At 40.4% G+C, this 26,885-nt stretch carries 19 protein-coding genes; 7 read left to right on the top strand and 12 right to left on the bottom strand.

Annotated elements, in window-relative coordinates:
- Positions 1 to 17 precede the first annotated feature (17 nt).
- Both M1F26_RS01970 and zur read left to right on the top strand, forming a co-directional pair.
- Positions 18 to 2,012 (top strand): TonB-dependent receptor plug domain-containing protein, encoded by a 1,995-nt coding sequence (locus M1F26_RS01970; RefSeq protein WP_140172896.1) that lies wholly within the window; start codon positions 18 to 20, stop codon positions 2,010 to 2,012.
- Between the two features lie 442 nt (positions 2,013 to 2,454).
- Positions 2,455 to 2,970 carry a zinc uptake transcriptional repressor Zur gene (zur, locus tag M1F26_RS01965; RefSeq protein ID WP_004915213.1) on the top strand — a complete coding sequence of 172 codons (516 nt, stop codon included), beginning with the start codon at positions 2,455 to 2,457 and terminating at the stop codon, positions 2,968 to 2,970.
- 166 nt (positions 2,971 to 3,136) lie between these two features.
- Here zur and lexA read toward each other — a convergent pair whose 3' ends face one another.
- Entirely contained in the window at positions 3,137 to 3,754 is a 618-nt protein-coding gene (lexA, locus tag M1F26_RS01960; protein ID WP_004915217.1) for a transcriptional repressor LexA, read from the bottom strand.
- A gap of 136 nt (positions 3,755 to 3,890) precedes the next feature.
- Positions 3,891 to 4,265, bottom strand: a complete 375-nt coding sequence (locus M1F26_RS01955; RefSeq protein ID WP_004915220.1) for a diacylglycerol kinase — start codon at positions 4,263 to 4,265, stop codon at positions 3,891 to 3,893.
- A 126-nt stretch (positions 4,266 to 4,391) separates the two neighbouring features.
- Here M1F26_RS01955 and plsB point away from each other — a divergent pair, with 126 nt between their 5' ends.
- Complete coding sequence (gene plsB, locus M1F26_RS01950) at positions 4,392 to 6,881, top strand: glycerol-3-phosphate 1-O-acyltransferase PlsB (RefSeq protein ID WP_318837641.1); 2,490 nt, start codon at positions 4,392 to 4,394, stop codon at positions 6,879 to 6,881.
- Positions 6,882 to 6,964: 83 nt separating this feature from the next.
- Here the strand turns inward: plsB and ubiA are convergent, their stop codons facing one another.
- The 3 genes from ubiA to pgi form a co-directional block, all read right to left on the bottom strand.
- Complete coding sequence (gene ubiA / locus M1F26_RS01945; RefSeq protein ID WP_036958350.1) at positions 6,965 to 7,819, bottom strand: 4-hydroxybenzoate octaprenyltransferase; 855 nt, start codon at positions 7,817 to 7,819, stop codon at positions 6,965 to 6,967.
- Between the two features lie 151 nt (positions 7,820 to 7,970).
- Complete coding sequence (ubiC, locus tag M1F26_RS01940; RefSeq protein ID WP_094962860.1) at positions 7,971 to 8,483, bottom strand: chorismate lyase; 513 nt, start codon at positions 8,481 to 8,483, stop codon at positions 7,971 to 7,973.
- A gap of 319 nt (positions 8,484 to 8,802) precedes the next feature.
- Positions 8,803 to 10,449: a glucose-6-phosphate isomerase gene (pgi, locus tag M1F26_RS01935; RefSeq protein ID WP_140172894.1), complete on the bottom strand. Its 1,647-nt coding sequence runs from the start codon at positions 10,447 to 10,449 to the stop codon at positions 8,803 to 8,805.
- A gap of 314 nt (positions 10,450 to 10,763) precedes the next feature.
- Between pgi and lysC the strand changes: the two genes are divergently transcribed.
- On the top strand, positions 10,764 to 12,140 hold the full coding sequence (gene lysC / locus M1F26_RS01930) for a lysine-sensitive aspartokinase 3 (RefSeq protein ID WP_004261326.1): 1,377 nt from the start codon (positions 10,764 to 10,766) through the stop codon (positions 12,138 to 12,140).
- Between the two features lie 61 nt (positions 12,141 to 12,201).
- On the opposite strand, the gene M1F26_RS01925 is transcribed toward lysC, so the two are convergent.
- The 3 genes from M1F26_RS01925 to metH all read right to left on the bottom strand — a co-directional run bounded on the left by M1F26_RS01925 (position 12,202) and on the right by metH (position 18,185).
- Positions 12,202 to 13,677 carry an SEL1-like repeat protein gene (locus tag M1F26_RS01925; protein ID WP_140172893.1) on the bottom strand — a complete coding sequence of 492 codons (1,476 nt, stop codon included), beginning with the start codon at positions 13,675 to 13,677 and terminating at the stop codon, positions 12,202 to 12,204.
- Between the two features lie 164 nt (positions 13,678 to 13,841).
- Positions 13,842 to 14,432, bottom strand: coding sequence for a hypothetical protein (locus tag M1F26_RS01920; RefSeq protein WP_004261328.1), 591 nt, complete (start codon positions 14,430 to 14,432; stop codon positions 13,842 to 13,844).
- 69 nt (positions 14,433 to 14,501) lie between these two features.
- Positions 14,502 to 18,185, bottom strand: coding sequence for a methionine synthase (metH, locus tag M1F26_RS01915; protein WP_140172891.1), 3,684 nt, complete (start codon positions 18,183 to 18,185; stop codon positions 14,502 to 14,504).
- Positions 18,186 to 18,388: 203 nt separating this feature from the next.
- Here metH and iclR point away from each other — a divergent pair, with 203 nt between their 5' ends.
- Positions 18,389 to 19,219, top strand: coding sequence for a glyoxylate bypass operon transcriptional repressor IclR (gene iclR / locus M1F26_RS01910; RefSeq protein ID WP_036958355.1), 831 nt, complete (start codon positions 18,389 to 18,391; stop codon positions 19,217 to 19,219).
- Positions 19,220 to 19,288: 69 nt separating this feature from the next.
- Here iclR and M1F26_RS01905 read toward each other — a convergent pair whose 3' ends face one another.
- From M1F26_RS01905 to M1F26_RS01895, 3 genes are all read right to left on the bottom strand, one after another.
- Positions 19,289 to 20,176: an N-acetylmuramoyl-L-alanine amidase gene (locus tag M1F26_RS01905; protein ID WP_140172889.1), complete on the bottom strand. Its 888-nt coding sequence runs from the start codon at positions 20,174 to 20,176 to the stop codon at positions 19,289 to 19,291.
- Positions 20,177 to 20,704: 528 nt separating this feature from the next.
- Positions 20,705 to 20,962 (bottom strand): helix-turn-helix domain-containing protein, encoded by a 258-nt coding sequence (locus M1F26_RS01900; RefSeq protein WP_036958356.1) that lies wholly within the window; start codon positions 20,960 to 20,962, stop codon positions 20,705 to 20,707.
- 442 nt (positions 20,963 to 21,404) lie between these two features.
- Complete coding sequence (locus M1F26_RS01895; protein WP_140172887.1) at positions 21,405 to 22,196, bottom strand: N-acetylmuramoyl-L-alanine amidase-like domain-containing protein; 792 nt, start codon at positions 22,194 to 22,196, stop codon at positions 21,405 to 21,407.
- Positions 22,197 to 22,509: 313 nt separating this feature from the next.
- Here M1F26_RS01895 and edd point away from each other — a divergent pair, with 313 nt between their 5' ends.
- Together edd and M1F26_RS01885 are read left to right on the top strand one after the other, a co-directional pair.
- A complete protein-coding gene (gene edd / locus M1F26_RS01890; RefSeq protein ID WP_180359555.1) occupies positions 22,510 to 24,360 on the top strand; it encodes a phosphogluconate dehydratase in 1,851 nt (616 codons plus the stop codon).
- 27 nt (positions 24,361 to 24,387) lie between these two features.
- Entirely contained in the window at positions 24,388 to 25,029 is a 642-nt protein-coding gene (locus M1F26_RS01885; protein ID WP_140172885.1) for a bifunctional 4-hydroxy-2-oxoglutarate aldolase/2-dehydro-3-deoxy-phosphogluconate aldolase, read from the top strand.
- An 89-nt stretch (positions 25,030 to 25,118) separates the two neighbouring features.
- Here M1F26_RS01885 and aceK read toward each other — a convergent pair whose 3' ends face one another.
- On the bottom strand, positions 25,119 to 26,852 hold the full coding sequence (aceK, locus tag M1F26_RS01880) for a bifunctional isocitrate dehydrogenase kinase/phosphatase (RefSeq protein ID WP_140172883.1): 1,734 nt from the start codon (positions 26,850 to 26,852) through the stop codon (positions 25,119 to 25,121).
- Positions 26,853 to 26,885: the final 33 nt, after the last annotated feature.

Raw genomic sequence — 26,885 nt, 5'->3', positions numbered from 1 at the left:
AAAACAGGAAAGACATAATGAAAATAAAACAAATTACCTATTGGGTTGGGATGGCTTTATTCACGACACAGGGCTACGCAGCCTCACCTAACACTGAAAAAAATACCGATGTGATGTCCGTTTGGAGCACCCCGCTTGCCGCTGATGCTAACATCATCACAGAAAACCAAATGAAGCAGTTGAATAAAACAAACGTCGCACAGGCGCTGAGTACCATGCCAGGAGTTTCTATTCAAAAATCAGGAAACCGCAATGAAACTCAAGTCAATGTACGTGGTTTTGATAGCCGCCAAGTACCTATTTTCTTTGATGGTATTCCAACTTACGTGCCTTATGACGGTACGCTAGACCTTGGCCGCTTTATGACTAGCGAGCTAGCCAGCGTAGAGCTATCCACCGGCTATACCTCTCTATTACAAGGCCCGAACCTGATGGGCGGGGCTATCAACTTAACCACCGCCACGCCTCAAAAACCCTTTGAAGCCAATATTAGCTTAAACCAAGGTTTTGCTCGCGGTGCAGATAACGCCCACAATATCAGCGCACGTTTAGGGGGGCGTAACGATCTCGGCTTTATTCAAGTCAGTGGCAGTCAATATAAGCAGCGCTTTATGGGAATACCGGGCTCAGAAAATAATAACCCATTAGCGGGTAATAATGGCCGTCGCCCGAATTCAGCAACTGATGACAAACGTATGATGGTGAAAGTAGGCTGGACACCACGAGAAGCAGATGAATACGTCGTGACTTATTTAAAACAAGAGGGTGATAAAAATAGTCCACCTAGCGTAGCGAATAAAAAACAACAAATTTGGCAGTGGCCTGCTTATGATAAAGAAAGCATTTATTTCAACGGTACAACCCAAGTCACCGACGATATCGCTTTACAGAGTCGCCTATACCACGATACGTTCAAAAATACGCTTCATCAGTATAAATCTGTCAAAGATTACGAAAAAGGCCTTTATAACTACAGCCGTTACGATGATTACAGTAACGGTGCTGACATGCGTGTTGACTTCACCGTGCGTGAATTAGATATGCTGTCATTTGCTGCACACTGGAAAGAAGATGTCCACCGTGCACGCGCCAAAAGAGATGTCCCATTCGACCGCTATAAAGATAATACCTATTCTATTGCTACCGAATATCAATGGGTTGCCATGGATAACTTAGATATTATTGGTGGTATTGGCTATGACTGGCGCAAAAGTGCTGACGGTAAGCGCTATGATTACAAATCTGGTGATTTTGAAAAATACGATGGCAATAGCCAAAATGCGTTCAACTGGGAAGTCATGGCTCGCTATCATTTAGAAAATAAAGACACCGTTCAATTTTCTATATCAGAAAGAAGCCGTTTCCCAACGCAAAAAGAGCGTTATACCAAAGAAAAAATGAAAAGTGACGACACATTCGTCATTAACCCACATATCGATACTGAGCGTGCTCTTACCTATGATTTGACTTACAAGGGACATATCTCACCCACTTGGTCATATACTTCAAGTCTCTATTATAACCATGTAACTGATGCCATTATGGCGCATCGTGTCGGTACTAATCAGGATGGAGGTTATATACTCGAAAATCGTAACAGCGGCAAAGTTGACTACTTTGGCATTGATTTAGGGACTAACGGGCAAATTACCGATTGGTTGGAAGCGGGTTTAAGTTACGGCTACATTCATGCTGATCCAAAACACTACAGCGTTAAACATGTTGCTGAATTACCTACCCACAAAGCCTTCGCTTGGGTGAAATTTACCCCTTATGAGCCATTCAGCATCACTGTAACCGAAGAAGCAAGAAGCTGGGCCTTTAATTATGTCGATGCAGATAGCAAAGTGCGTGGATATGCCAAAACTGACCTACGTTTAGATTATGACTTTGGACAAGGAATATCTGTTAATACATCAGTTAATAACTTATTCGATAAATCATATGAATATACTAATGGGTATATCGAAGAGGGTCGTAATTATTGGTTAGGTATTGAATATAAATACTAATCTAAATATATTAGGCAATGACTTTAATCATTGCCTAATAATATATAAATAAAATAAGATTAATCTGTGCTCCTGCAAAAATAATAAACATAAACCCCATAAAGTAAGCTTTAGAGGGTGAGAAAAGAAGGTTGTAAATTAAAGGCAAGATAAGTCTTAATTGAAATTACATCAAATTAAAACTAAATCTTTCAATTAATTATTCATCATGAGTTATGAGTTTATAATAAATTTGTTTAATATATGTTTCATTTTATCTGTTTATTTTTAAATAAAATTAAATATCATTTTTTATATTTTATTTATTAGTCAAAAAAAACTCAGCAAAGCTAAAATTTTTTGATAGCACCGCATTCATCTCTTGATTCTCTATAGTTCAAGAAACTGTGATAAACTTGTGTGCAGTAAACATTTGCATTTTTCAACGGGTGGGGTCAGTAAAATGGAAAAGATGAGTGAAAAAAAAGTTCTTGCGATGGCAGAACATATTTGCCAATCAAGAGGCGTCAGGTTGACACCACAGAGAGAAACGGTATTGAGCCTAATAGCACAACAGCATGGTGCGATCAGTGCTTATGATTTACTCGACTTACTACGTGAAATTGAACCTCAGGCTAAGCCACCTACCGTTTATCGTGGCCTTGAGTTTTTAATGGAACAAGGTTTTATCCATAAAATCGAATCAACCAACAGCTATGTTGTTTGTCACCATTTTGATAACCCAAGCCATATCTCTGTTATGTTAATTTGCGACCAGTGCGGAAGTGTAACGGAAAGTGATTGCACAACGATAGAAGCCGCAATTATTAATTTGGCAGATGAACACCAATTCCGCTTAAGGCATACCGTAGTGGAAAACCATGGTTTATGTAAAAATTGCGACGAAGTGAATAGCTGCCAAGATCATGAACATTGTCATCATAACCACGAACAACCTGTAACCCCTAAGAAAAAATAAATAGCCGGACTGCTAGATCGTTTGATGAAATGCAAAGAGAAAATAGAGAAGAGAAAAATATAAGAAAGGAAACAAAACAGGCAGACTTCAGAATAAAACCATGAAATCTGCCTGCAATCGTCTTCACCGTCTGTAACCTACCATTACAGCTGGTTGCTAACGAAAATTAATACCAATCACTGTTACGAATAACCCCAACCGCTAAACCTTCAATAGTGAAATTTTGCTGACGCAAGTCAACAACAATAGGTTCGAATTCTGGGTTTTCTGCTATTAACTCAACACGGTTACCCTGTTGCTTAAAACGTTTAACAGTGACTTCATCTTCGATACGTGCAACCACTACTTGCCCGTTATGTACATTTTGTGTTTTATGCACAGCTAATAAATCGCCATCCATAATACCAATATCTTTCATGGACATCCCATTCACACGCAATAAGAAATCTGCATGTGGTTTAAACAGCTCAGGGTCAACTTGATAGTGGCTCTCAATATGTTCCTGTGCTAATAATGGTTCGCCAGCGGCTACACGTCCAATCAGAGGTAACCCCTGATCTTCGGTTTCTTCTTCAAGAAGCAGACGAATACCTCGAGATGCACCTGAGACGATTTCAATAACCCCTTTACGCGCTAAGGCCTTTAAATGTTCTTCTGCCGCATTAGGCGAACGAAAACCAAGGCTTGCTGCTATCTCAGCGCGTGTAGGAGGCATACCCGTCTGCGAAATGTGGTCACGCACTAGATCGTAAACCTGCTGTTGTCGAGCCGTCAGTGCTTTCATTCCGTTCCCCTGTTTGTTTATACAGTCAAACTGTGAGTATATACAGGTAAATGAAGATTTGGAACAGTTAAATCGCTCAATTTAAGCATTTGTTATCGATTTATTTTCTTTTTACCTGATTAAGTAACCAAACACCTTAACCAGGGAAATAGCGCTGCCATAATACGAGTACCCAAATAAACAACGCTAAACCGATACTCACAAATACCGCGGCAGAACCAATATCTTTAGCTCTCCCTGAAAGTTCATGATATTCACTTCCGATACGGTCAACTACGGCTTCTATCGCGCTATTCAGTAATTCGACTATTGCCACCAGAACAACAGAACTCACTAACAAAATCCTATCTATATAGCTGATATCTAAATAAAATGCGATAAAAATCGCGATAATTGCAGCAACAGATTCTTGCCTAAATGCGGCTTCATTAACCCAAGCTGCCTTCAAACCTTTAAGGGAATACCCCGCAGCTTTAATCACTCGCGTGAAGCCCTTAACTTGACTCGCCATATTTATTCCTTAAAAAATACAAACAATAATCGATTTTTACGGTCAAAGTGAATTGTCAGTAACAGATCTAACCATGTATTTCTGGTATGATTGCGCAGCATTGTTAACAAGAGGCTATAATCATTTATGTCACTATGGCGTAAAATATATTACAACACGTTGAATTTACCACTTAAATTATTGGTAAAAAGTAAACTAATTCCTTCGGATCCCATCACTGAGTTGCAGCTTGATGTCAACAGGCCAACCCTATACGTATTACCTTATCATTCGAAGTCTGACCTCCTCACGCTACGGCATCAATGCTTAGCTATTGGTCTGCCAGACCCTCTGGTCGACAATGATATCAATGGAACGAAGCTTCCGGCGTACGTTTTTATCGATGATGGCCCACGTATTTTTCGCTATTATTCACCGAATCCACGTAAGGATTCAGTAAAAACTTTCCATGCTTATTTAGATTTGCATAAAAACAATCCAAATCTAGATATTCAAATGCTACCTGCATCCGTGATGTTTGGCCGCTCACCGGGTCGTGAAGGCCATACTCCAGCACCACCATTGAAACTGTTAAATGGGATTCAAAAATTCTTCGCCGTTTTATGGTTAGGGCGTGACAGCTTCGTGCGTTTATCACCCATTGTCTCAATTGGTAAAATGGCACAAGACCACGGCACAGACTCCATTATTGCCAACAAACTCGCCCGTGTCGCGCGTATTCACTATTCGCGCCAACGTCTCGCAGCAGTTGGGCCAAAACTCCCTGCACGTTATGAGCTGTTTAATAAGTTATTGACGTCAAAAGCAATTGAAAAAGCCGTTGAAGACGAAGCGCGCAGTAAAAAAATTCCACTCAAAAAAGCTCAGCAAAATGCCGTTGGGATGATGGAAGAAATCGCAGCCAATTTCTCTTATGAAGCAGTACGTTTAACGGATAGGGTTCTTAGTTGGACTTGGAATCGCCTTTATCAAGGCATTAATGTTCAGCACGCTGAACGAGTCCGCCAGCTAGCACAAGACGGCCATGAAATCGTTTATGTGCCATCCCACCGTAGCCATATGGACTACTTACTGCTCTCATATGTGCTATACCATCAAGGGCTAGTTCCACCCCATATTGCCGCGGGGATCAACCTCAATTTCTGGCCTGCTGGGCCTATTTTCCGTCGTTTAGGGGCCTTTTTTATTCGCCGAACGTTCAAAGGCAATAAACTGTATTCGACCGTTTTCCGTGAATATTTAAGTGAGCTATTTGTCCGAGGTTACTCCATCGAGTACTTTGTGGAAGGTGGACGCTCACGTACCGGTCGTTTGTTACAGCCTAAGACGGGTACTCTCTCCATGACGTTACAAGCGATGTTGCGCGGTGACTCACGCCCTATCACCATTGTTCCTATCTACATCGGGTATGAGCATGTGATGGAAGTGGGTACTTACGCCAAAGAACTGCGCGGTGCAGAAAAAGAGAAAGAAGGCTTTTTCTCTATGGTTCGCGGCTTACGTAAATTGCGCAACCTAGGCCAAGGCTATGTTAACTTTGGCCAGCCAATTTCGCTTCCACACTATCTCAACCAGCGTGTACCTGATTGGCGCGACTCTATCGACCCTATCGAAGCACAAAGACCAACTTGGCTAAACCCAACGGTCAGTTCGTTAGCTGATAACATTATGGTCAATATTAATAATGCAGCCGCAGCCAATGCGATTAACCTGTGTGCGACTGCGTTACTGGCTTCTCGTCAACGCTCACTGACTCGAGAGCAACTAGTTGAACAAGTCGACTGTTACCTGCAATTATTGCGCAATGTGCCATACACCGCAGATGCTACAACGCCAAATAAAACGGCCGAGCAATTGTTAGAACATGCTTTGCAAATGGATAAATTTGAAGTCGAAAAAGACAGCATGGGGGATATTATCATTCTTCCTCGCGAAAATGCCGTCTTGATGACCTATTACCGTAACAATATCCATCATTTATTAGTATTACCATCGCTAATAACTAGCATTGTGTTGCACCATGAACGCATTAGCCGCCAAGACATTCACTATCAAGTAGGCCAAATTTACCCATTCTTAAAAGCAGAACTGTTTATGCGTTATAACAGTGATGAGCTACATGAGACGGTAGATACACTAATTGATGAACTGAATAACCAAAAGCTAATTTGCTTAAAGGAAGATGATGTGGTGGTGCTAAATCCTCGCCGTATTCGTCCATTACAGCTCTTAGCCGCAGGCGTTCGTGAAACTTTACAACGTTATGCAATCACATTGTCATTACTCAATGCGAGCCCGGAAATTAGCCGTAATACACTGGAAAAACAAAGTCGTATCCTTGCGCAACGCCTTTCTGTTCTACACGGTATTAACGCTCCTGAATTCTTTGATAAAGCGGTATTCTCCACATTGGTCGATACCCTAAGAGAGGAAGGCTACATTGATAATAATGAAAATGATATCTTTGTAACCAATGCACAGAAACTGTATGCCGTTCTGGCTCGCTTGATGTCACCTGAGATTCGCTTAACCATTGAAAGTGTTAGTCAAGATGATGAGTTTTCTGAAAAAAAACTAACTGAAAGCACGCAATCTCCGGAACAAGTGAAAAGCTAATCGCCTTTTCTCAAGCCAATAAAACAAAAAAGGTCATGTTAGAAATAACATGACCTTTTTCACTTTGGCTCAATAACTGTAATTTAAAAATAACTGATAAAAATACCAATAAACAATATTAAGCCAACAAAGTTATTGTTCATAAAAGCTTTAAAGCAAGGCGCACGTTCACGGTTAACCATCAATTGCTGCTGATAGATAAATAAACCCGCAACTAACACTAATGAAATATAATAAAGGGTTCCTAAACCCGCCAGTGAGCCAATCACCAATAATAAGCCAACCATCAGTAATTGCAGCAAACCAATAATCAGTTTGTCATATTGCCCGAATAGAATAGCGGTTGATTTCACACCAATTTTTAAATCATCATCGCGGTCTACCATTGCATACTGAGTATCGTAGATCACCGACCAAATAATATTAACTAAAAACAGTAACCAACAAACAACTGGCAAAGTTTCACCAACAGCAGAGAAAGACATTGGAATTGACCAACCAAAAGCCGCACCTAATACCACTTGGGGTAAGTTACTGACTCTCTTAACAAAGGGATAAACCCATGCCAAAGCCAAACCTGCAACCGACAACCAAATGGTCATGGAATTGAGTGTCAAAACTAGCAGAAAAGAGAGGCCAACAAGGCTTGCAAACAATATTTTTGCTTCTTTTTCTGTTACGTCCCCACTCGGGAGTGGGCGGTGTTTAGTCCGCTCTACGTGGCCATCAAAATGGCGGTCAGCAAAATCATTAATGACACAACCAGCAGCACGCATAAAGAATACGCCAGCAGTAAATACAATCAAAAGATGTAAACTTGGCGTACCTTGAGCCGCAATCCATAATGCCCAATACGTCGGCCACAATAGCAACAATGAGCCAATGGGTCTATCAATACGCATTAAACGGCTGTATGCATGCCATTTACTTAGCGTCATACTTCCCTCCACTTTATCGTGCTCCTTTTCGAATTCCATCATACTTCAAATTAGGTATATTTTAATACCACCAAACTCGGCAACTTACTGATTTATATTTGTTGGCATAGTGTCATTGCAGAGACCTGAAAACTCAAAGTACTTAGGATAGTTAGCGATATGCAGGTGATTCAGGTAAAAATATTTCTGTTAACAGCAACGGTTTATTCGATAGTCTTAACCGAGAACTACGTACCCACCGATTTGCGCAAGAACCAATATGGATATAATCTCGAGTTAAACTCTCGCGGCTAAATAAATAACGCCCTAATGGCATTCTCCCAATATCCACCAGTTGTTGGTCATCATCAGTCAGTGTTTCTTCAGGGATTATTGTTCGGCCCAGTAACCAAGGGATACCATCTCCATACATGACAACTTCTCTGACCCAATAACGCGGGCTTTCAGGTAGAGACTGCACTTCATCCGCGCTCAGCTTATCTTGCGATACATAGCGCTCTAAATAAGGTATCACGGTAACTTGCTGGCTATGCTGCTCAAAACGTTTTGTCATGGAGCCAAGCTCTAGTAGCCAATCTAGTATATTGGCAGGCACTATTTTATCGTTTTTATCGTTCTCCGCCAGCCAGTGAATCGGCTGAGAAGTAAAAAGCGTTTCATCCATTACTTAAAATTCCACCATGAATAACATGGTTATGATTTACTGTATTTCTTACGCAATAGGATATCACGTTGTTTTACGACAAGGTTAAAGTTAGCTAACAATTTATATAAAAAGTCACATTTTCAACACAAAATGTAAAAATATAGTGAAAAATTTTTTAATTACTAGCAAGTTATCGATAATAATAAAATTCATTAATATCGTAACAAAATGAATTTGTTTGATTAAAAAACAGCCTGATGGACAGTATGTCAGTTAAACAATGTAAGGTAGGAACTTCCTACCTTACATTTAACTATTTAAATAATACGTTATTAATTTATCGCCAAGCTTTGTAGCTGTTAATCAAACCATTGGTCGAGCTATCATGGCTACTCACGGTATCATTATTTTCTAATTCAGGCAGGATACGGCTTGCGAGTTGTTTACCTAACTCCACGCCCCATTGGTCGAAAGTAAAGATATTTAAAATCGCCCCTTGAGTGAATATTTTGTGCTCATACATCGCAATCAATGCACCTAACGAATATGGCGTGATTGATTTCAATAAGATAGAGTTAGTTGGGCGGTTGCCTTCAAACACCTTATAAGGCGCAACATATTCCATATCCGCGACATTTTTACCTTGCGCAGCAAACTCGGCATCAACCACTTCACGAGTTTTACCAAACGCCAGTGCTTCGGTTTGCGCAAAGAAATTAGATAATAATTTTTCGTGATGATCCCCTAACGGGTTATGGGTTACCGCAGGTGCGATAAAATCACATGGGATCATCTTAGTTCCTTGGTGGATCAACTGATAAAACGCATGTTGGCCATTGGTTCCCGGCTCACCCCAAATAATCGGGCCCGTTTGATAAGTAACAGGTTTTCCATCACGACCAATATATTTACCGTTCGATTCCATATTACCTTGTTGGAAGTAAGCGGCAAAACGATGCATGTATTGGTCGTATGGCAGAATCGCTTCAGTTTCCGCTTCAAAAAAATTGTTGTACCAAATGCCAATCAAACCTAACAATACGGGGATGTTCTTTTCTAGCGGAGTTTGGGTGAAATGTTTATCCATCGCATGGGCACCGTTCAATAATTGAACGAAACTATCAAAGCCGACCGATAAAATAATGGATAAACCAATCGCTGACCATAATGAATAACGGCCACCAACCCAATCCCAAAATTCAAACATATTGTTGGTATCAATACCAAACTTCGCGACTTCTTCGCCATTCGTTGAAAGTGCCACAAAATGCTTAGCCACTTGACTTTCATCTTTTGCCGCCGCCAAGAACCAATCACGAGCAGAATGCGCATTCGTCATGGTTTCTTGCGTTGTAAAGGTTTTGGACGCAATTAAAAACAGTGTTGTTTCTGGGTTCAGCTTTTTCAGTGTTTCCGCAATTTGCGTACCATCCACATTCGATACAAAATGCATGTTTAGGTGGTTTTTGTATGGACGCAGTGCTTCTGTCACCATAAATGGACCAAGGTCTGAACCGCCAATCCCGATATTCACAACATCGGTAATCGCCTTACCCGTAAAGCCTTTCCATTCACCACTAATAATGCGTTGGCTAAATTGCTGCATTTTTTCCAGCACAGCATTAACGTCAGGCATCACATCTTTGCCATCTACGTAAATTGGTGTGTTGTCGCGATTACGTAAAGCCGTATGCAGCACAGCACGGTCTTCCGTGCGGTTGATTTTTTCACCCTTGAACATACTATTAATGGCACTTTCTAGCTCTGTTTCTTTTGCTAAGGCCAATAAATGTTCCAATGTTTCTTGCGTAATTCTATTTTTGGAGAAATCCACTAAGATTTGACCATCGAACGTTGCTGAAAAATGAGTGAAGCGGTCTTTATCCTGTGCAAACAAATCGCGCATATGGACATTTTTCATTTGCGCAAAATGTTGCTCTAGCGCCCGCCATGCAGCCGTCTGGCTTGGATTAATACTTCTCATGGATAACACTCTCCAAATAATTTTAAATAGAAATAGATTGTACCCCGTCACGAAAACGAGACTTATCGGTTTTCTGCGTTATATTGATATTCCCCAATTCTGAGCGACTTTTCCAGACTTAATTAACGTTTTCACGGAAATACCATATTCAGAGTAACTGATTTATCTGACTAGTATGACAAGAGATATTGAGAAAACCGATAATAAATTACCTATCATTAGAATTACTGATTTACTTCGATTCTTGATTGACGCAATCCTATTTACCCGATAAATCTATATAAAGATTAGGTTTAACCAAAGGGATTGACACCATGAATATCGCAGCGTCTTCAACAGACAATCATCAGTATGTTATCGCCAAATTTGGCGGCACTAGCGTCGCTAACTTTGAAGCGATGAACAACAGCGCCAATATTGTTCTCTCCAACCCAAATGTGCGAGTTGTGGTACTTTCCGCCTCTGCTGGCATTACCAATTTATTAATCGAACTGGCCGAAGGTTGCGATGCTGATAAACGTAATGAACTGCTGAAAAAAGTGAAGGATATTCAATACGCAATTATTGATAACTTACAAACTGCTGATGTTATTCGTGAGGAAATCAATCGATTACTCGATAATATTGCTCATTTAGCTGATTCGGCTGCTTTAGCCACTTCTGATGCATTAACGGATGAAATGGTGAGCCACGGCGAATTAATGTCAACCTTACTATTTGTTGAAGTACTACGCCAACGTAATGCTAACTCCCAATGGTTTGACGTACGCAAAGTGATGAGAACGAATGACAGCTTTGGCCGCGCTGAACCAGAACTTGCTCAGCTAAAAGCATTGTCAGAACAACAACTCATGCCACGCCTTACTGAGTCGGTTGTCATTACTCAAGGGTTTATTGGTCGTGATGAAAAAGGCCGCACGACCACTCTTGGGCGCGGTGGAAGTGACTACACCGCCGCTTTGTTAGCTGAAGTCCTTAATTTATCACGTGTAGATATTTGGACTGACGTTCCTGGAATTTACACCACTGACCCTCGCGTCGTACCGAGTGCCCAACGCATTGATGAAATTGCTTTCGATGAAGCGGCAGAAATGGCGACCTTTGGCGCAAAAATTTTGCATCCTGCGACACTCCTTCCTGCAGTACGTGCGGGGATCCCAGTTTTTGTCGGTTCAAGTAAAGCCCCCGAAGCCGGCGGCACCATTGTGTGTGATAAAACCACGAATCCACCACAATTTAGGGCATTAGCACTGCGCCGTAAACAAACGCTACTCACCTTGCACAGTCTAAAAATGCTGCACGCACGCGGTTTCTTAGCGGAAATTTTCACCATTTTACTGCGCCACAATATTTCAGTGGATCTAATTACGACTTCAGAGGTCAGTGTCGCCCTAACCTTAGACACAACAGGTTCAACGGGAACTAACGGCAGTTTACTCACCAATGCGCTAATGACCGAGCTATCCGCATTATGCCGTGTTGAAGTGGAAGAAGATTTAGCGCTCGTCGCAATCATTGGTAATGAGCTGTCGCAAGTGAATGGCCTCGGAAGACAAATTTTTGGGGCACTTGAGTCATTCAATATTCGTATGATCAGCTATGGAGCAAGTAGCCACAATATTTGTTTATTGGTACCTGGAAATGATGCTGAAGAGATCGTTCGTACTTTGCACAGTAACTTATTCGAATAGTGTGGAAGTTTGATCAAAATACTAGAAGGCGATCATTTCGATCGCCTTCTATATTATACAATTAATCCTCTCTAGCATTTTTGCTGGGTTGCGCAACACTACCAGTGTATTGCAACATTTTTCCCGTCACGCCTTTATTCTGTTTTAAAAGCGCCAAGTTCCTTTTTGCGGTTTCATTACCGAGTTCTACCGCTCGTTCAAACCACATTACTGAACGAAAAATATTTTTCTCACCGCCCTCGCCTCGTGCATACATCACCGCAAGGTTGTTTTGGGCATCGCTATTTTTATTAAATGCCGCTTTTTCCAGCAATTGCCGTGCTCTGTGTGTGTTTTTCGCCACACCCGTTCCCGTTAAATAAAAGATAGCTAACTGGTTTTGAGCTTCGATGTTATTTTCTTGCGCAATCAGCAACCAACTCAAAATGTCATTCACATCAACATTTTTCAGCTCACCAGACACATATAGTTCCGCTAACTTAATTTGAGCCGCTTTACCATCACTGTTGGCAAGTGATATATACCACTCAATAGCCTTTTTGGGGTCTTTTTTAATCCCCCCTAACCCTTTTTCATAGAATTCAGCTACCTTCATTCCAGCTTCTTGGGATTTATTTTGTGCTGCTCGTTCATACCATAGAAAAGCTTCAGCGAGATCTTTACCAACGCCATTACCTTGTTCATAGGCTTTCGCAATCGCCAGTTGGGCCGCAATATTGTTCTGTTGCGCAGCGCGTTTATACCAGTACATCGCTTGGTAGCTATTCTTTTCTATTGCGCTATGACCTTCTTGATAAAAATCACCCATATTCACTTGTGCTGTCGCAGAGCCCATATTGGCAGCTTGACGATATAAATAAATCGCCATTTCGGCGTCCGGCTCTACACCCTCACCATTTTCATACATCACTGCTAAGTTATTCACTGCGGCTGCAATATTATTTCCCGCACTTCTTTCATACCACTCTCGAGCCTTCTGGTAATCAATATCACCACCTAACCCATCATGATAAAACAACCCCATCGCAAACTGTGCGTTAGCATGTTCTTGCTCCGCGGCCTCTGCATACCATGCTTTCGCTTGCTTTAAATTTTGCTCAACCCCAATGCCATGTTCATATAAGTAACCCATCGCATATTGGCAATAAGCATCGCCTTTTTCAGCACCTCTGCGATACCATTGTTCCGCTTGTCGGTATTTTTCCTGATTTTGCAATAACATCCCAAGGTAATAATCTCCATCTGTATTATCTCGGTCAGCCACCTTTTTAAACCAACGATAAGCCTCTTGCTCATTGACGTCTAAAAATTCAGTCCCATCCATATAAGCAAGCCCAACATCCACCATTGCCTCTTCATCTCCGGCATTCGCTAGCTTCAATTTTGCTTTGAATTCATCAGGAATAGGCATGCTTTTAGGCTGCGCCTGTAGCGTATTCGGTTTATCTTTCGTAGAAGGTGCTTCAACGATATTGCCAGCTTGCGCAAGGGAAATACCGCTAACATAGAGAACTAACAGAAAAGAACGTAATTTCATCACCATGACCTATTTATTGGCGTTATGTCATTAACATATCACTCCAATAAAAAATTCATAAGGGATGTTGGCTGAAAAAGTAGAATAACAAAGGAATTATTAAGAAAACGGGGGAGACGCCAGCTTCTTGCTGAAACTTTTGTCTCCGAAATAAGTCGCAGTACTTAGTTAACGCGGTAACCACCGTGTTTACTGGCAAATAAATTAAATTTACCCCACTCAATTAACAGAGCTTCCAATGTGCGGTGGCTAATCTTACACAGTTCAGAGATCTGAGAAACGACAAAGTGGTTTTCACTCACCAGTTCTGGTGAAAACACTTCCGCAATCCATTCACACTCTTTCGTGGTCACCAACCAACCGTCATTGGTCGAAAATTTATGCACGGGTACCATACCGTCTTTCGGGCTTTCTTGAGATAACAGCTTATTTTCATCGATTTGGGCTTGATGAAAAGCCGCGATTTCGTCCTCTGAAGGCACGGGTTCTACTGCTAAATTTTCTTCTAAAAATAGGTAAATTTCTTCTGCTCTTGCAGGTGTTAGCTCGCTTCTTAACCAAATCTGATTAAAACAGTGCTCATCCAGTGAATCATCGGTATCAAGCTTATCCATGATCTGTAAAACACTCATCATAGCGCTCACCGCGTCTTCGCTCATCATGAACGTTTCAGGCGCCGCACTGTTTTGGATCTGATAAGGAAAAACTGCCGAGCGTGGCAGTTCTTCTTCAATAATAAATTCATAGCTCATCATTGGCCCCCTCTAATGTATTACCTATAAGATGGTGCCGAATGCATGAAAAATCAATGTATTGATCTTGTTTTAATCTTCAGGGTCATAAGCTAAGTTTGGCGCTAGCCAACGCTCCAACTCCGTCACCGACATCCCTTTACGCTTTGCATAATCCTCAATTTGGTCTTTTTGTAGCTGGGCTACCGCAAAATATTTACTTTCAGGATGGCTAAAATACCAGCCTGATACCGAGGCCCCTGGCCACATCGCATAGGAACTGGTGAGTTGCATACCAATTTGCGTTTCCACGTCCAGTAACTGCCAAATTTTTGCCTTTTCTGTATGCTCAGGGCAAGCCGGATACCCCGGTGCAGGGCGGATCCCTTGGTAATTTTCGCGAATAAGTTCTTCATTACTCAAGTTTTCATCGTCTGCATAACCCCAATATTGCATGCGGACTTGTTGGTGTAGATATTCAGCAAATGCCTCCGCTAGCCTATCCGCCAGCGCTTTAACCATAATTTTATTATAATCATCATGCTGTTGTTCATATGCATCAGCAAGCGCGTCTTCTTCTAAGCCCCCTGTCACTGCGAAAGCCCCAATATAATCGGCTTTACCACTGTCCTTTGGCGCGACAAAGTCAGATAAACAATAGTTTGGAAACTCAGTTTTTAAAGTTTGTTGGCGTAAATTCAGCCCCATGACTTGCACATGGTTTCGCGACTCATCGGTATAAATTTCAATATCATCGCCAACCCGGTTTGCAGGGAATAAGCCAAAAATACCTTTTGGCGTTAATAAGCTTTCTTTATCAAGCTTATCTAACATATTATTAGCATCTTTCAATAGCTTACGCGCTTCAGAACCGACCACTTCATCCTCTAAGATCCGCGGGTATTTACCTGCCAGCGACCACGTCATAAAAAATGGCGTCCAATCAATATAGTTTCTCAGCGTTGAAATAGATGCGGTGACTTCTTGAATACCAAGAAATTTTGGCGCAGGTGGTTGGTAATGTTGCCAATCAATATTAACCGCATTAGCGCGTGCCACATCCAGTGCCACAGGCGGTGTTTTTGGCCTTCTACGGCCATGTTGCTGACGAACCGTTTCATATTCACGGCGAGTGCGCGCAACAAAATCTGCTTTTTGTGTTGCTGACAATAGCGCTGCGACAACCCCCACAGTTCGAGAGGCATTTTGCACGTAAGTCGTTGGCCCACTATAATTAGGCTCAATTTTCACGGCAGTGTGTGCTTTTGATGTTGTCGCCCCACCAATCAGTAATGGCAAGGTAAACCCTTGTCTTTCCATCTCTTTAGCTACGTGCACCATTTCATCAAGAGATGGCGTGATCAAACCGGATAACCCAATAATATCAACGTTCTCTTCACGTGCTGTTTTTAGAATAGTTTCACACGGAACCATCACGCCTAAATCAATGATTTCATAGTTATTACACTGCAGAACAACCCCAACGATATTTTTGCCTATATCATGAACATCGCCCTTTACCGTCGCGAGTAAGATTTTTCCTGCACTACTACCTGACTGCTTAAGCTCTTGAATATAAGGTTCTAAATAGGCTACGGCTTGTTTCATCACCCGAGCAGATTTCACCACTTGAGGTAAGAACATTTTTCCTTCCCCAAATAGGTCTCCAACCACATTCATACCATTCATCAAGGGGCCTTCAATCACTTCGATTGGGCTGGAAGCACGTTGGCGTGTTTCTTCAGTATCTTCAATGATAAATTCGGTAATGCCTTTCACTAATGCGTATTCAAGACGCTTTTCAACTTCCCAACTACGCCATTCCGCTTGTTGAACTTGCTGCTCTCCTGCCCCTGCTCCACGGTATTTTTCCGCCAGTTCAAGCAAACGTTCTGTACTGTCATCACGGCGGTTTAAAATCACATCTTCAACAGCGTCTTTTAATTCAGTAGGCAGGTCATCATAGATAGCGAGCTGCCCCGCATTAACGATCCCCATATCCATTCCATTACGAATGGCGTAATACAGGAAAACAGCATGAATTGCTTCACGTACAGGGTCGTTCCCTCTAAATGAAAAGGAGACGTTGGAAACCCCGCCAGAAATCATCGCATAAGGTAACTGAGCCTTAATGTCCTTACAGACTTCAATAAAATCAACGGCATAGTTATTATGCTCTTCGATTCCTGTGGCTACGGCAAAAATATTTGGGTCAAAAATAATGTCTTCAGGAGGGAAGCCCACCTCTTCGGTAAGGATCTGATAAGCACGGCGACAAATTTCAATTTTCCGCTCACGTGTATCTGCTTGGCCAACTTCATCAAATGCCATGACGACCACCGCAGCACCATATTTGCGCAATAATTTAGCATGCTCAATAAATGCCTCAACCCCCTCTTTCATTGAGATTGAATTGACGATCCCTTTACCTTGTATGCACTTAAGCCCCGCCTCGATCACCTCCCATTTTGAGGAGTCAATCATAATTGGCACGCGAGCAATATCTGGCTCACCAGCAATCAGATTCAAGAAACGCACCATCGCCGCATGGGAGTCCAACATCCCTTCATCCATATTGATGTCGATGATTTGCGCACCATTTTCAACTTGCTGACGTGCCACATCTAAGGCTTCTTGGTAATTTTCTTCTTTAATCAGCCGCTTAAATTTTGCTGATCCCGTCACATTGGTTCTTTCCCCAACGTTAACAAATAACGATTTTTCGCCAATATTTAACGGTTCTAAACCCGATAAACGGCATTCAACAGGTAGTGACGGTAATTGACGTGGTGTGATGCCTTTTACGGCTTCTGCCATTTTTTTGATATGTAATGGCGTCGTTCCACAACACCCACCAACAATATTTAAGAACCCTGCGGTTGCCCATTCATGAATTTGTTCAGCCATATTTTGCGCATCAAGATCATATTCACCAAACGCATTCGGCAGCCCTGCATTAGGGTGCGCACTGACATAACATTCCGCAATCCTTGATAATTCAGCAATATACTGGCGCAACTCATCCGGGCCTAATGCACAGTTCAAGCCAAATGATATCGGCTGCGCATGGCGCAATGAGTTATAAAATGCTTCTGTTGTTTGCCCTGATAATGTCCGGCCTGAAGCATCCGTGATCGTACCCGAGATCATAATAGGTAGAGAAACACCCAAAGCTTCCAGTTCGGTTTCTACCGCAAAGATCGCGGCTTTCGCATTCAATGTGTCAAAAATGGTTTCGATCATGATCAGATCTACCCCACCTTTTACTAAAGATCGGGTAGATTCACGGTAGGCTTCAACGAGTTGATCAAAGGTGATATTGCGATAAGCAGGATCATTAACATCAGGAGAAATAGAAGCAGTGCGGTTTGTCGGGCCTAAAACTCCGGCAACATAACGCGGCTGGTCAGGGGTTTTACGTGTCCACTCATCAGCACATTCACGGGCAAGGCGTGCAGCAACCTCGTTAATTTCAGCGGAAAGTGATTCCATTTTATAATCAGCCATCGCAATGGATGTTGAGTTAAAAGTATTGGTTTCAACAATATCCGCGCCCGCTTCAAAGTATTGAGAATGAATATCTCGAATAATATCTGGCTGAGTTAAGACTAATAGATCATTATTTCCCTTTAAATCACTCGGCCAATCCGCAAATCGTTCTCCGCGAAACTGGGCTTCCGACAACTTATGTTGTTGGATCATTGTTCCCATTGCACCATCTAATACCAATATACGTTTTTTTAATTCTTGTTCTAATTGAGTAACTTTTGCGGACACTGCACTGCCCTCCTAAAATGGAACACTGAGAAATAAGTCAAATTTTTACCTTTAACATCCTATCACAACTTCTCTCGTGAAAATTCGCTGTTATGATGAGAGTTTTTCAAGGTTGCACAAGAGCACACTTTTCACTGATCCGATGAGTATTTTCAAGTGAAATAGTTCATAATAGAAGCTAAATGACAGTCAGGAGAGACTTAATGGCAACGGCACCAATTACTAAGAAACTTAAAAAAGCAAAAGGGCCGGCGAGTGGCGCAGCTGCAGCAGGACAAGTTCAATCATTAAGTCGTGGATTAACACTATTGGAATATATTTCCGAATCGACAGGGGGAATTGCCCTCACTGACCTTGCGATGCAAGCTGGCTTACCCAACTCAACAACACATCGCCTTTTAATGACTTTAGAACAACATGGTTTTGTTCGCCAAACTGGTGATTTAGGCCTATGGGTTATTGCTTCTCATGCTTTTATCATTGGTAGCAGCTTTTTAGAGAGTCGTAATTTGTTAGCCCTCGTCCACCCAATACTACGCCGCTTAATGGATGAATCGGGGGAAACTGTCAACTTAGCTATCCTAGACCATACAGAGTACGATGCCGTCATTGTTGACCAAGTACAATGCAATGCGCTAATGAGAATGTCAGCACCAATCGGTGGAAAACTGCCATTACACGCCTCGGGGGCAGGCAAAGCATTCATTGCTAACTTACCAGAAGACAAACTGGTTCCACTTTTAAGCCGTAAAGGTTTACATGCTTATACGCCTTATACATTAACTAACCCATCAGCTTTAAAAGAGAATTTACAACAGGCTAAAAAGCAAGGTTTTTCTTATGATGACGAAGAGCATGCATTAGGGTTACGCTGTATTGGGGCTTGTATTTATGATGAACACAAAGAAGCTTTCGCAGCCATTTCTATTTCAGGCCCATTATCACGTATCACTGACGACCGTATTACTGAATTAGGCGCTATGGTTATCAAAGCCGCAAAAGAAATAAGCCATGAATATGGCGCAAACCGCTAGCTAAACAGTGAAAGTGAAATACAAAGCAACCTGTATTTCACTTAACCTTACAAAGCTTTTTACTGCCCTCTAATCACCTTGCTGATTTGTTGAAATAGTAGGCAACTTCAGAGTCTTTTCAAATAACTTAAATTTTTGCATATCACGATACTTTTCAATGAGTGACAACGCGATAGCCTCTGTTTCAGCGTCCGCTTGTCCTTCAATATCTCGCGGTCGGAAATGCAATTGGAAAGCACGCAATGTTTTTTTCGTCTGTGGATCTAACTTACCTGATAGCGGGATTGTTGAATATCCATAAAAATTAAGCGCTTTTTGAATGCGTAACACGCTTGCGGGCTCATTGGCATTACGCCCCGCCAGAAATTTAGTGACTGTTTTTGGGTCAGGCCAAGCCCCTATACCATGTTGAGCAAGACGTTGCCATGGAAATGCCTTGCCTGGGTCCTGCTTGCGAAGTGGTGCGATATCACTGTGACCAATAATATTTTCTGGGGGAATACTATAGCGCTGCATAATATCTTGGATGAGAGGTATCAATGCCACAATTTGCGCTTCATTGTAAGGAGCCCACAGTTGCTTTCCTTTAGCATCCTTTTGTCCCCCTGCATTAACGATTTCAATTCCAATAGAAATATCATTCAAACCATTATGCTGTAGCCAATAACTTTCACCTGCATGCCATGCTTTTAATGATTCGGGAACGAGTTGTAATACAACAGGCTGGCCATTTTTAGTTTCAGGTACACTCGGTATGAGAAAATGGGAGCTCACTTTGCCTTGCGTTAGTGTGGCTATGGAACGCGCATCATCGGAAACGGTGTAGTGAATAATGACATATTGAATGCGCTGACTACTATTTTTTGATGGGTAACGGTTATCGAGATAGTAACCTTTGTTCGAGGCCGAACAGCCTAATAGTAAAAAAGCAAACAATATCCCTATATATTTGAACATCAAACCATAGCCTTACTATATTATTCATTAAGCTTTATTTAAGCATTGTGTCATCTGCAATACTATCAATTTTCATGCACCAACAACATCACAATGCTTATTTTTTTTAGAAAAACAGATAATAGAAAATGAAATAAATGTTTAAATACATCATGTTAAAACCTTTTTAGCTCATATTAGAAACAAAAAAGGTTTTCTTATTAACGAAAAACATCCCCTTCTATTAAATGGTAGGGAACATTGGAAAAAGTAGAGAGAGAAGCGCCAGAAAAAATTATAATTATGATCACTAATAAGCTCCCCTCCTTAAAATAGAGACATATTGAATTGATTATTCTTATTTCTAGAATTTAATTTTAAGTAGTTACCATAGACATATTTTTTTCGAGTACTATGCAAAATTAATCGTCTAATTCTCTATAACGTATAAGTTATAACCTATTTTTTATACTAGGCATTTTAAAAGGGAATAAATTATTCATAAAATGTTATAAAAAGAAAATAAAAATTATCTTGCTTAGGTTATCGCTAACTCATTTTTTCATACTCAACCTGCTTAGCAATGATTTTAGTAATCTCATTAATATCAATATCTAAAAAAATTACAATTTCAATTAGTTTATCTAAACTCAACTTATTAATACCTAACTCATATCGTGATACTTGCTGTTGGCTCAAATGAATAATCGAACCCAGCTCATTTCCTGATAACCCTTTACTCACTCTAGCCTTACGTAAATGATTACCTAGTAATGCATAAATATTTTTCTTTTTAGCTATATGCATAACCATCTCCTAAATGTAAATAAGAAAAATAATTTAGCTAGTATTATTCATTATAAAATTAATCATAACTATTTAAAATAGTTATGAGCAATCAAAGATAACAAGATTGATAGACAAACATCATTTTTATATACAAAAAAAATGAGGAAAATAATATATGTAAAGTAATCCATTGCTTTATAAAAGTTTTTTTATCTTTATAATTAAATTACATTTCTATATGTTTTTTTTGATCAAATCGATAATTTAATATACTTTTACATTTTAAATGTTACTAGAAATAATTAGTAACTAATCAAAATAATTATCTATTTTTTATTATTAAATAATTTTCACTCTATATGTTAAATTTTTACATACGCAAAAATTGTGTTTTCCCTTTTTTATATCAAAAAACAGATTAATAATTTATCTTATTATTATAATATTCTCTATAGTCAGGCTAATAATCTGATTTCGGCCTAAAAACAACAATCCCGGCCTTCCCTTTTAAGTAATCGTTCAGTTCGATATCAATAACCTGAAGATTTCTACGTAGTGAAGAAGCATTTCTAAATATTGTTTTATTATCTTTACGTATTACAACCCCCACATGACTTACATCTAATCCATCATCCTTTGAATAAACACCAATGTAATCCCCTGACTTTAATCTTAATGCTAAATCATCATCCACATATTTAACTGGAATATAGTTTATTAGTCTACTTTTAACAGGCAAACCTGATATATATCGCTGGTTATAATTTTTCAAATTAAGTTGTTTATTTACACGAATAAAGTGTGGGCTTATTTCGCTAGTAATATCTACCACAATTGCCTCAGGTTCTTGCACCCAATCAGAGAAAAAATGCCGCCGATGTTTAAATGTAATATTTTGGTTGATATAACGAATATTGATTAAATTTGAAACAAACTGCTCGTAATTGTTAGAACGCTTAAAAGCCTCGATGTACTCTATGAATGTCATACAGTCCATCTCTTTCAAATTAATCACCAATTCTTCAGGTGATAGCGGACTCATATTCAAAGTTTGTTTATTGTAAGGTGTAGTTAAAAAATATCGGGTCAATACATCAATTTTTTCTGCTTGTGACGCATTCTGTAACTGCATTGCCGTTTGTTCATTAAAAACTTCAGTTAAAATTTTATATGACCCCGAAGCTAAGATAACCTCAGCCCTAACAAAATTTGCCAATAACAATATAAATGCAGCTATAACTAGCCTTAACATCCTGCCGCTCTTCTCATGAATACAACCTAACCTTCGACAATCATCTAATTGAATTTTGATGATAAAATCATCAACTAAGCCACTATAGCATGCTTATTTGTCTATTTCCTACCCTGTCCACACCATAATATAAATTTGATTCAGATCACAGATAGCTTCGAATGTTCATTTTCTATATTGCAACTCCTCCGCTTTCATTGAACAATGTTACCGGTAACATTGATGCTATAGTACTAGAGTAAATAACAATAGGCACAACCCAAATTGACTTGCAGTTTGATTCATCTTTTTACTGCACTATGGAGCAATTATCATGAGCGTGACCACCTCTAAAGAGACAAATCCTTCGGTGATCAATAAAGAACTTGATCGCATCACTCAACGTATCATCTCTCGTTCAGTGAAGACTCGAGCTGCTTACCTCAAAAAAATAGAGCAGGCTCGTTGTATGACCGTCCATCGAGCATCACTCGCTTGCGGTAACCTTGCCCATGGCTTTGCAGCATGCCAAAGCGAAGAAAAACAAATTCTTAAAAGCATGACTCGCTCTGATATTGCAATCATCAATTCCTACAATGATATGCTTTCTGCTCATCGTCCCTACGACAAGTACCCTGAACAACTCAAAAAAGCATTATTAGAAGCTGGCTCAATTGGCCAAGTCGCTGCGGGTGTCCCAGCAATGTGTGATGGCGTAACCCAAGGGCAAGATGGGATGGAACTATCGATGCTAAGTCGAGATGTCATTGCCATGTCAACTGCCATTGGCCTATCCCATAATATGTTTGATGGTGCGCTCTATTTAGGTATTTGCGACAAAATTGTTCCAGGCTTAATGCTTGGCGCACTTTCATTTGGTCACCTTCCTGCAATATTTGTCCCAGCAGGTCCAATGGCAACAGGCTTACCAAATAAAGAAAAGGTTCGTATTCGCCAGCTGTATGCTGAAGGCAAAGTTGATCGACTCGCTTTATTAGAAGCCGAAGCCGCCTCTTACCATGGGATCGGCACCTGTACTTTTTACGGTACTGCCAACTCGAATCAAATGATGATGGAGGTCATGGGGTTACATCTACCCGGTGCGTCATTTATACCACCTGACTCTCCACTACGGGATGCATTAACAGAAGCTGCCGCACGACAAATTACGCGTTTAACTGAACAATCGGGCCAGTACTTACCTATCGGTCAACTGGTTAACGAAAAAGTTATTGTCAACGGTATCGTCGCATTGCTCGCGACGGGAGGCTCAACTAACTTAACCATGCATCTTGTTGCTATAGCAAGAGCCGCAGGGATCATTATCAATTGGGATGATTTTTCCGATATTTCAGCTATTGTTCCACTTATTTGCCGTATCTATCCTAATGGCCAAGCGGATATCAACCAATTCCAAGCCGCAGGTGGCGTAGCTTTGCTTATCCACCAGCTATTACAAAAAGGTTTATTATATAACGATGTCCATACCGTAGCAGGATTCGGACTAGAGCGTTACACCATGGAACCTTGGCTAAATAATGGCCAACTTGAATGGCGAGAAGGCCCTAAATCCTCGTTTAATCCTGATGTTATCGCTGAAATAGAACACCCATTCTCACCTCATGGGGGCACAAAATTACTTTCTGGTAACTTAGGGCGTGCCGTGATGAAAACATCCGCGGTTCCTGAAGAAAATCAAGTTATTGAAGCTCCAGCAGTCGTATTTAACAACCAAAATGAGATTGCATCACACTTTGAAGCAGGTGAGCTTAATAAAGATTGTATTATTGTTGTCCGCTTCCAAGGGCCATCCGCGAATGGCATGCCTGAACTTCATAAACTCATGCCTCCTCTTGGTGTACTTATGGATAAAGGCTACAAAGTCGCGTTAGTTACTGATGGCCGCTTATCCGGAGCATCCGGTAAAGTACCATCTGCAATTCATGTCACCCCTGAAGCTTATAATGGTGGGTTGTTAGCAAAAGTAAAAAATGGCGATATCATTAGGGTAAATGCATTGACTGGAGAATTACAATTACTAGTTGATGAAGAAGAACTCAATAAACGCCAACCCTTCGAGGCTGATTTAACTGCTGAGCGTAGTGGTTGTGGAAGGGAGCTTTTCGGTGCATTAAGAAAACATTTATCAGGTGCCGAAGAAGGTGCTTGTAGTATTGATTTTTAATCTATTTTCATTGAATAGGAATAGAAAATGAATAATTGGAAAATGACCGCTGAAAGCATATTAAAACAAGGCCCTGTCGTCCCTGTTATTGTTATCAAAAAATTAGAACAAGCGGTTCCTCTTGCAAAAGCATTAGTCAAAGGTGGCATTAGAGTGTTAGAAGTCACTTTACGTACGGAGTGTGCTATCGATGCTATTCGCCTCATTGCAAAAGAAGTACCTGAGGCTATTATTGGCGCAGGTACTGTTATTAATGCAAAACAACTCGCTGAAGTTACTAAAGCTGGAGCACAATTCGCAATTAGTCCCGGTTTGACAGATGAATTACTCAATGCAGCAACCAAAGGAGATATTCCTTTAATCCCTGGAATTTCAACTGTTTCTGAACTTATGCTTGGTATGCAATATGGCCTGAAAGAGTTCAAATTTTTCCCAGCGGAAGCCAATGGTGGGGTTAAAGCGTTAAAAGCCATTGCGGGCCCTTTCTCACAAGTCAAATTTTGCCCAACCGGTGGAATATCGCTAGATAATTACCTTAACTATTTAGAATTAGATAGTGTTCTGTGTATTGGTGGCTCTTGGTTAGTGCCTGAAGAGGCTTTGAATTCAGGCAATTATGAAAAAATTACCCAACTTGCTCAAGAAGCTGTACAAGGCGCAAAAAAATAGCATTCCCGAAAAACGACTCAATGCTTGCTGAGTCGTTTTTAATTGCCTTTAATTAATACGCGACTATTCCCATTAGTTGCGTATTATACTTATGCAACCTCACTGAATTTATGGCAAAAACGTAATTCCTCACGATAGGCATAAACATCTTCTACGTGCCCCGCCAAAATTCTATTTTGTAACTTTTGCCAATAATCTGCGGAAAATAAATCTGCATGATATTGTTGCAAGTAATGACGAATTTTCTCATTTTGGCAAATAAAAGAAGCAAACTCTTCAGGGAAAACATCTTGCTCACCAATGCTATACCATGGCTCACTAGATAATTCTTGCTCAGGGTATAATGGTTCAGGAATTTTACGAAAATTCACCTCTGTCATATAACAAATTTCATCATAATCATAAAAAACAACACGGCCATGCCGCGTTACTCCAAAATTTTTAAACAACATATCTCCGGGGAAAATATTCGCAGCCGCTAACTGTTTAATCGCCCAGCCATATTCATTTAATGCATTATGTAATTGCGCGTCAGTGGCATTATCCATATAAATATTCAATGGGATCATCTTTCTTTCCATGTACAAATGACGAATCAATATGTTATCGCCTAAATCTTCAATTTGAGATGGAACCTCTTTCAATAATTCCACCATTAACTCATCGCTGATGGAAAACTTACTAATCACAAAATTTTCAAACTCTTGGGTGTCAGCCATACGGCCAACTCTATCGTGCTCTTTAACCAAACGATAGCATTCTAAAACTCGTTCTCGTGTTACTTGCTTTTGTGGCGCAAATTGATCCTTAATAATTTTAAAAACACGATCGAAAGAAGGGGACGTAAAGACCAACATCACCATTCCTTTAACACCTGGTGCAACGGTAAATTGCTCTCGTGAAAAATTAATATAGGCGAGATATTCTCTGTAATACTCTGTTTTTCCATGCTTTTGACAACCAATTGCCATATATAATTCAGCAATTGACTTACTGGGTAAGATCTCCCTCAACCAAAAAACCAGTGCTGCTGGAAAAGGGGCATACACCATAAAATAGGACCGAGCAAAACCAAATACAATACTGGCTTCATCAAACTCAGTTAAACACGCATCAATATAAATGCGCTGACAATCATCATGGTGAATAGGAAGTAAGAATGGGTGAACCTCATCATTAATATAAATTTTACCAACTAGCCAAGCTGCCTTATTACGGTAAAATAACTCATTTGCAATATGAAAACTGACTTTTTGGGTTTCAATATCAGGAAATTTTGTTTTCAATACATTGATAATACAATGAATATCTAAATCCAAATTACGCCACTTTAGCCTTAGTGGTAACCCACTTAATATTGTGAACAATACCTCCTCTAAATTATTATTAACAAAGTATTCTCGAGCTAGTGGCCTAGGAGAAATAGAAAAACGCCTTGCAGGCTGGGATGTAAAAATAAATAAGTTATCTTGTGTAAGCTCCCGATGCTGAAATAACCGGCAGTAAACTGAATTAAAGAAGCTTTCTGCTATTTCAAACCTTGGGTAATCTGGTAATAAGGTTTTATAAACATTTTTTATTTGAGCCAGTTTATCGGGTGTTAAAGATTGAACTAGCCCCATAAACTGTAGCTGAGCGACAACTAAACCAACATGGTGATCATACAGCTGAATTCTTCTTTTCATCGCATGCTGAATTGCATGCCAATCTGCCTGCTCAAACCTTTCTTGTGCACCTGAGGTTATCTCAAGGAAACGACCATATTGAGCATCAAAACCCTGTAAAATGGTTTGAGCTATTATCTGTTCTGTCGTCAATATCATAACCACTCCTATAAGAATACAGACTTATTTTGA

It is taken from the genome of Providencia sp. PROV048, from assembly GCF_033688165.1.
Taxonomy (GTDB): Bacteria; Pseudomonadota; Gammaproteobacteria; order Enterobacterales; family Enterobacteriaceae; genus Providencia; species Providencia hangzhouensis.
The sequence above is the reverse complement of the archived record's forward strand: the minus strand, read 5'-3'. Positions and strand labels throughout refer to the sequence as shown.